Source organism: Streptomyces caeni, from assembly GCF_042678285.1.
Taxonomy (GTDB): Bacteria; Actinomycetota; Actinomycetes; order Streptomycetales; family Streptomycetaceae; genus Streptomyces; species Streptomyces caeni.
Genome location: NZ_JBHUDX010000017.1, coordinates 50448 through 56490 on the forward strand (window position 1 = coordinate 50448; position 6043 = coordinate 56490).

Consider the following 6043-nt stretch of genomic DNA (forward strand, 5'->3'; position numbering starts at 1 on the left):
CGACGTCCGACGTCCTTGCGAACGGCGTGTGGCCCGGACTCCCCTGGGGAGTCCGGGCCACACGCCGTTGCCCGCCGAATGCCGCGTGAGCGCCTCTAGACGACCTGGTGGAGCCAGCGGACCGGTGCTCCCTCGCCCGCGTAGCGGAACGGCTCCAGCTCGTCGTCCCACGGCTTGCCGAGCAGCCTGGCGAGTTCGGCCTCCAGGTCCGTCTCGTCACGCTGGGAGCGCAGCAGGGCGGCGCGCAGCCGGTCCTCCGGGATCAGGATGTCGCCGTGCAGGCCGGTGACGGCGTGGAAGATGCCGAGGTCGGGGGTGCAGCTGTAGCGCTCGCCCTCGGCGGTCGGGCACGGTTCCGCGGTGACCTCGAAACGCAGCAGCTGCCAGCCGCGCAGGGCGGAGGCGAGTTTGGAGGCGGTGCCGGCCTCGCCCTGCCAGGAGAACTCTGATCTCCAGGTGCCGGGGGCGGCGGGCTGCCGGATCCAGTCGAGGTTGACGCGTGTCCCCAGCACACCCGCGATGGCCCACTCGACGTGCGGGCACAGTGCGCGTGGCGCGGAGTGCACGTACAGGACTCCACGTGTCGTCACCTGAACCTCCGGGCAGACCGCGACATCTGTAACTTTACGGAACGGGCGTGGCGGGGCGGCCACGGGGCGAGGCTACCGTGCGTGGGGGCAAGGAGTGTGACGTACCGTCGGTCCAGGTACCCGCAAACTCCGAGGTTTCACCCAAGGGGACGCGGGGCTGACCCAGCGTGTTCGAAAAGCTGCCCGAACGACTGCGTACACGGGCCGACCACCGGGTACGACGAACGAGGGGACCACGGGATGCGGAAGCCAGGCCACCGTTCGCGGGCCGCCGTCGCGATCGCCGCCGCTGCCGTCCTGGGGCTCGCCGGATGCGACGCCTCCGGCGGCGAGGGGACCGCCGCGCGGAGCAGCACCGCCTCCGCGAGGCCCACGCCGGTCTGGAACCCCTCCCCCCGCTCGATCGCCGCCGTCGGCGACTCCATCACGCGCGGCTTCGACGCCTGCGCCGTACTGTCGGACTGCCCCGAGGTGTCGTGGGCGACGGGCAGCGACGTCGGGGTCGACAGCCTCGCCGTGCGGCTGCTCGGGGCGACCGGGGCCGCGGAGCGCAGCTGGAACTACGCGGTGACGGGGGCCCGGATGTCCGATCTGGCCGGGCAGATCGCACAGGCCGTGCCGAAAAAGCCGGAGCTGGTGACGGTGATGGTCGGCGCGAACGACGCCTGCCGCTCCACCACCTCGGCGATGACGTCGGTCGACGACTTCCGTGACCAGTTCCAGGACGCGATGGACGTGCTGCGCGCCTCGCTGCCCAGGACGCAGGTGTACGTCTCCAGCGTGCCGAACCTGAAGCGGCTGTGGTCCGAGGGCCGTGGCAGCCCGCTGGGCAAGCAGGTGTGGAAGCTGGGCATCTGCCCCTCGATGCTGGGTGACGCGGACGCGCTGGACGCCGCGGCGACCAGGCGGCGGGACAAGGTGCAGGCCCGCGTGGAGGGATACAACCGGGTCCTGAAGGAGGTGTGCGCGAAGGACCGGCGGTGCCGCTTCGACGGCAACGCGGTCTTCGACTACCGCTTCGGGGCCGCGCAGTTGAGCCAGTGGGACTGGTTCCATCCGAGCCGGAACGGTCAGGCCAGGCTCGCCGAGATCGCCTACCGCGCCGTCACCGCCAAGGACCCCGTGACCTAGTGTTTCCCCATGACCCAACGTTTCGGCACACTTTCCGACGGCACACCGGTCCACCGCTGGACCCTGGAGCGCGGCGGGGTGCGGGTGCGCGTCCTGTCGTACGGCGGGATCGTGCAGTCCGTGGAGGTCCCGGACCGGGACGGGCGCCCGGCGGACGTGGTGCTGGGCCTGCCGGACCTGGAGGGCTATCTGAGCAACCCCGGGCCGTACCTCGGCGCGCTGATCGGGCGGTACGCCAACCGCATCGCCGGCGCACGCTTCCCGATCGACGGCCGGACGTACGCACTCGAACCGAACGACGGACCGAACGCGCTGCACGGGGGCGCCGGGGGCTTCGACAAGCGACCGTGGGACGGCGAACCGGTCGAGCACGGCATACGGCTGTCGCGGGTGAGCCCGCACGGCGAGGAGGGCTTCCCCGGCCGGCTGGAGGTCTCGGCGACGTACACCCTCGACGCGGACGGCGCGCTGCGGATCGCGTACGAGGCGGTCACGGACGCGCCGACCGTGGTGAACCTGACGAACCACTCGTACTGGAACCTGGCCGGTTCGGGGAACACGGGCCGACACGAACTGCGGATCGCCGCCTCACGGTTCACCCCCGTGGACGGGGACCTGATCCCGGCCGGCGCGCCGCGGGACGTGGACGGCACCCGCTTCGACTTCCGGGCGGCCCGGACCACCGGCTCCGGCTACGACCACAACTTCGTTCTCGACAAGGGCGTGACCGGCACCCCGGTCGAGGTCGCCGAGCTGCACGATCCGGCGTCCGGGCGGGTCCTCACCGTGGCCACGACGGAGCCGGGGCTGCAGCTGTACACCGCGGACCACATCGGCGGCCCGTCCACCCCCGGCGCCGGGATCGCCCTGGAGACGCAGCACTTCCCGGACTCCCCGAACCGGCCGGACTTCCCGAGCACGCTGCTGCGGCCGGGCGCGGTGTACCGCTCCCGGACGGTGTACCGCTTCGGCGTACGGGCCTAGCCGCCATCGGCGCCGGCTCGCCGTCCTTTCGGAGTTCGTCCGCAACCGGCTCGGCATCGTCGCGCAGGTGCCGGCGATCGTGGTGGCGGCGGCGAACGCGACGTCCGGCGTCAGTGCGGCAGAGCGTCAGTGCGGCAGAGAGGACGGGAGGCCGATCCCGGGGCCGGCCGGGGCGGCGGCGGGCGGCCGGGTCACGGAGCGGCCTCCTCCGGGGCCGGGGACCGCTCGGGGCCGTTCCCGGCGCTCTCCTCGCCCATCAGGTCGCGGGCCAGCAGCGTGGCGCCCGCGACCGCGCCCGGCATCAGGAAGACTGCCGCGAAGGGCACGAGGAAGGCGAGGCCGAGGGGCGTGCCGAAGCCCCAGACCAGGAGCCGGCGGGAGCGCAGCAGGGCGAGGCGTTCGCGGAGTGCCACACCCCGGCGCTGGAGGGCTACGGCGGCGAGCTCCTCGGTGAGGAAGAAGCCGGTGACGAAGAACCCGACGACGGGGACGACGGTCTGGCCGACGAACGGGAGGAAGCCGAGCGCGAAGAGCAGGACGCCCCACAGCGCGGCCCGGACCAGGATGCGCAGGCTGTCGCGGACCGAGATCCACAGTTCGTGGATCAGGGGCAGCTCCGACCGCGGCGCGGCGCCGTCCGGGGAGACGTCGCGGTCGACCTCCTCCGAGAGGTTCTCGTAGAAGGGCTGGCCGACGACCAGGGTGACGGCGGTGAAGGTGAGGACGGCGAGGAGCAGGGCGAGGGCGAACAGCACGGCGGTCAGGAAACCGCGGAAGAGGCCGGGCCAGGGGCTCGGCCAGGTGTCGGCGAAGGGGGTGGCCCAGGTGACGAGGTCCTCGCCCCACAGCGCCAGGGCGGTGAGGGCGGCGGCGTAGAGCACGAGGGTGACGAGGCCGGGCAGAAGACCGAAGCGGTACTGCCTGCCGTGCCGTGCCATCCATCGCTGCCCCCTGAGCAGATGGCCGAATCCCGCCCCGAGATCACGCATGGGGGAACCCTACCGCTGCCATGCCGTGCCGTGCCGTGCCGGGTACGGGCCGAAGGCCGCATCCCACGTCCAGAGATGCGGCCCTCGTCGAACACAGCGTCAGGGGCCGGGTGATCGTCACCGCGGCGCCGCCGGGAGGGTCAGAGCCTGACGACCATCTTCCCGATGTTGTCGCCGCGCAGGACGCCGAGGAACGCCTCCAGGTTGTTCTCGATGCCTTCCACGACGGTCTCGCGGTACTTCAGGGCGCCGGAACGCACCCAGGCGCCGACCTCCTCGACGAACTGCGGCTGCAGGTCGTAGTGGTCGTTGACGAGGAAGCCCTCGATCCGGCCCCGGGTCTGGATCAGGCGGGCCAGGTTCTTCGGGCCCGGGGCGGGCTCGGTGTCGTTGTAGATGGAGATCATGCCGCACACGGCGATGCGGCCGCCGCGGTTGAGGGAGCCGATGGCGGCCTCCAGATGCTCCCCGCCCACGTTGTCGAAGTACACGTCGATCCCGTCGGGGGCGGCCGCGCGCAGTTGCTTGCCCACGGGGCCGTTGCGGTAGTTGAAGGCCGCGTCGAAGCCGTACTCCTCGACCAGCAGCTTGACCTTCTCGTCGGAGCCGGCGGAGCCGATGACCCGCGAGGCGCCCTTCAGCCTGGCGATCTGCCCGACCTGGCTGCCGACGGCCCCGGCGGCACCCGACACGAACACCGCGTCGCCCTCGGTGAAGGCGGCGGTGCGCAGCAGTCCGGCGTAGGCGGTGAGCCCGGTCATGCCCAGCACGCCCAGGTACGCGGACAGCGGCGCCGCCTCCGGGTCCACCTTGACGGCGTTCTTGGCGTCCACGACGGCGTACTCGCGCCAGCCGAAGAAGTGCAGTACATGGTCGCCGGGCTCGATGCCCTCGGCGTTGGAGGCGACGACCTCGCCGACCGCGCCGCCCTGCATCGGCTTGTTCAGCTCGTAGGGCGCGACGTAGGACTTGGCGGCGCTCATGCGGCCGCGCATGTACGGATCGACGGAGACGTACACGTTCCGCACGAGCACCTGGCCCTCACCCGGCTGCCGGACCTCCGCCTCGACGAGGGCGAAGTCCCCGGGCTCGGGCCAGCCGACGGGCCGGCTGAGGAGGTGCCATTCGCGGCTGACGGCGGGAAGCGCGGGGGCGTTGGACATGGCGGCCTTTCCTCACATGCTGCGGCGGCTCAAATACTTCAGTACCTGAAACAACCATGCGCCTGAATATTTCAGCATGTCAAGTGGAGCGGTAGCCTGGACGCCATGGTCACGCAGAGGACACCCCGCATCGACCCGCTGACCCTGGAGGTCGTGGAGCTCATCGGCACGGTCGTGGCCCGCTACCACGAGGAGTACGAGGAGGCGGCGGCCGAGCACGCGCTGACCGGCGCGCAGGCACGCCTGCTGAGCCTGCTGTCGCTGGAGCCGCTGCCGATGCGGCGGCTGGCGCAGAAGCTGAAGTGCGAGCCGTCCAATGTCACCGGCATCGTGGACCGGCTGGAGACGCGGGGCCTGGTGGAACGCCGCCCGGACCCGGCGGACCGCCGGGTGAAGCTGGCGGCGGCGACGGAGGATGGCCGCCGGGTGGCCCGCGGCCTGCGGGACTCCCTGGACTTCGCCCGCGAGCCGCTGGCCGCCCTCTCCCGCGAGGAACGCCTGTCCCTGCGGGACCTGCTGGTCCGCATGCTGGAGGCGTGACCCGGCCCCGCGCGGCCGCACTCGGGGGGTGAGCCTTCTGGGGGGTGTTCCGGAAGTCCTGTGCGGTGCCCGCGGTGTCCGGTGCATGCTCTCGGCGTACCGGACGAAAGCCCTCGTACTGGACGTACTCGGGGTTTCGGCCGGTGCGGCGAGTGGGGTGCCCCCTGCTCGAAGAGCCTGGGGGAGCGTGCCGGGCGCCGTGGGTGCTGTGCGGGACTTCCGAAACGCCCCCTAGGTGCACCACCACAGGAACCGGTTGCAGGTGTTCGTGGGGGACGGAGCGGGGGGCGGGGTGGTGGGCCCCGGGTCCGCCGAGGGCGTGCCCGCCGTCCCGGTCGACGTCGCCGTCGGCGCCGGGGCCGAGGAGCCCGGCAGCCCGGTGGCGGTGGGCGACGGCGTCTGCGGGCTCTCCGAGCCGTCGGGTTCGGTGGCCTTGGGGGACTCGGACACCGACGGCGACGCGGACGCCGTGGCCGACGCCGGGCGAGCAGACCCGGCGGTCCCCGCACCCCCGTCGCCACCGGACGGACCGGTGGTGTCCCCGGCGGTGGCGGAACCGTCCGCCGACTCGTTCCCGGCGGTCGCCGTCCTCGGGGTGGATCCCGGTGCCTCGACGCCGAGTTCGGCCAGGCTCAGCCCGCCGGCC

General features: G+C 72.4%; 6 protein-coding genes and 1 pseudogene. 4 read left to right on the forward strand and 3 right to left on the reverse strand.

What is annotated here, in order from left to right; translation table 11 throughout:
- Positions 1 to 95 precede the first annotated feature (95 nt).
- Positions 96 to 590 carry a DUF3145 domain-containing protein gene (locus tag ACFSL4_RS06970; RefSeq protein ID WP_381079642.1) on the reverse strand — a complete coding sequence of 165 codons (495 nt, stop codon included), beginning with the start codon at positions 588 to 590 and terminating at the stop codon, positions 96 to 98.
- Positions 591 to 830: 240 nt separating this feature from the next.
- Here ACFSL4_RS06970 and ACFSL4_RS06975 point away from each other — a divergent pair, with 240 nt between their 5' ends.
- Positions 831 to 1721 carry an SGNH/GDSL hydrolase family protein gene (locus ACFSL4_RS06975; protein WP_381079644.1) on the forward strand — a complete coding sequence of 297 codons (891 nt, stop codon included), beginning with the start codon at positions 831 to 833 and terminating at the stop codon, positions 1719 to 1721.
- Between the two features lie 9 nt (positions 1722 to 1730).
- Positions 1731 to 2705 (forward strand): aldose epimerase family protein, encoded by a 975-nt coding sequence (locus tag ACFSL4_RS06980; protein WP_381079646.1) that lies wholly within the window; start codon positions 1731 to 1733, stop codon positions 2703 to 2705.
- A 191-nt stretch (positions 2706 to 2896) separates the two neighbouring features.
- Here the strand turns inward: ACFSL4_RS06980 and ACFSL4_RS06985 are convergent, their stop codons facing one another.
- Together ACFSL4_RS06985 and ACFSL4_RS06990 are read right to left on the reverse strand one after the other, a co-directional pair.
- Positions 2897 to 3694 carry an EI24 domain-containing protein gene (locus ACFSL4_RS06985; protein ID WP_381079648.1) on the reverse strand — a complete coding sequence of 266 codons (798 nt, stop codon included), beginning with the start codon at positions 3692 to 3694 and terminating at the stop codon, positions 2897 to 2899.
- 140 nt (positions 3695 to 3834) lie between these two features.
- Positions 3835 to 4857 carry an NADP-dependent oxidoreductase gene (locus ACFSL4_RS06990; protein WP_381079650.1) on the reverse strand — a complete coding sequence of 341 codons (1023 nt, stop codon included), beginning with the start codon at positions 4855 to 4857 and terminating at the stop codon, positions 3835 to 3837.
- 105 nt (positions 4858 to 4962) lie between these two features.
- On the opposite strand from ACFSL4_RS06990, the gene ACFSL4_RS06995 reads away from it, so the two are divergent.
- Positions 4963 to 5397 carry a MarR family winged helix-turn-helix transcriptional regulator gene (locus tag ACFSL4_RS06995; RefSeq protein ID WP_381079652.1) on the forward strand — a complete coding sequence of 145 codons (435 nt, stop codon included), beginning with the start codon at positions 4963 to 4965 and terminating at the stop codon, positions 5395 to 5397.
- Between the two features lie 235 nt (positions 5398 to 5632).
- Positions 5633 to 6043 (forward strand): annotated as a pseudogene (locus ACFSL4_RS07000) (hypothetical protein); the annotation flags it as partial.